Raw genomic sequence first — 1,241 nt, 5'->3', positions numbered from 1 at the left:
GGTTTTTATAAACAACTCCTGCTTTCATTACAAAAGGTACTGCCTCTAAGGTTTTAATACTTTTAAGAGGATTTGCTTTAACCGCAATTATATCAGCTGCAAATCCGGTTTTAATTTGTCCTAACTGAGTATCCATTTTTAATAACTTAGCGCTATTAATAGTTGATGCTTGAATGGCTTGTAGTTCTGTCATGCCAAATTCAACCATGCGACTAAACTGTTTTGCATTATCTCCGTGCGGGTAAATTGCTGCATCGGTACCAAAGACCATTTTAACACCCGCTTTTACAGCGCGGCTAAAGCTATCACGTTGCCTTTTAGAAACTTGGCGCTCTTTATTTAGGTTTTCTTCGTCTACGCCGTTTTGCTCGCCATAAGTGAGTGTGTATTCGGTGTTATAAATATCCATAGAAAGCCAAGTTCCATGCTCTTTGGCAAGCGCTATCGCTTCGTCATCTAAAAAGCTGGCATGCTCTACGCTATCAACACCTGCTTTAATGGCTGTTTTTATACCGCTTGTACCGTGTGCGTGAGCAGCTACTGGTAAATCTCGCATATGGGCTTCATCAACAATGGCTTTCATTTCTTCAAAAGAATACTGCTGTGCACCTACTTTAGTCCCTTTTGAAAATACTCCACCTGTGGCGCAAAACTTAATAGCATTTGCCCCGTATTTAATATTTTCGCGTACTTTTATACGCGCAGCCCATGGACCGTCTGCGACGCCACTTGAAGTATATTTAAGCTCAGGAGGTAGGCGGTTGTTATCACAGTGCCCGCCAGTAATGCCGAGTGATGGGCCTGCAGCCCAAATACGAGGGCCAACTATGTCACCCGCATTTATGCCGTCACGCACGGCTATGACGCTGTAACCTTCTGCGCCAACATTACGTACTGTTGTAAATCCAGCTTCTAAGGTTTTTTTAGCAAAATGAGCCGCTTTAATCGCCATTCTAGGAACTGACTGGCCTAAACGTTCACTGCGCGGCACCGTAGGGTCACTCGTTAAATGCACATGCATATCCATTAAACCAGGCATAAGGGTCAAATCAGGGAGTTGGATATGTTTATCATCTTTAGTTAGCGTTGGTTTTTTATTTTGTTCAACATTAGTGATCACGCCATCATCTATAGTAATTAAGGGCGATTTAATGAGCTTGCCATCTTTAACATCAATCATGGCTTTAGCCGATAGGTATGTAACTGCATGGCTATTAAAAGTGGTTAAGCAAAGTAAGGCA

Annotated in this window: 1 protein-coding gene; it reads right to left on the bottom strand. The window is 42.4% G+C overall.

Annotated elements, in window-relative coordinates; translation table 11 throughout:
* On the bottom strand, positions 1–1,241 hold a 1,241-nt coding region (locus tag H5072_RS19855), incomplete at both ends, for an amidohydrolase family protein (protein WP_182694566.1).

This window comes from Pseudoalteromonas sp. SR45-5 (assembly GCF_014163565.1).
Lineage (GTDB): Bacteria > Pseudomonadota > Gammaproteobacteria > Enterobacterales > Alteromonadaceae > Pseudoalteromonas > Pseudoalteromonas distincta.
Note: the sequence above shows the minus strand (reverse complement) of the source record. Positions and strands in the feature narration are given on the sequence as shown.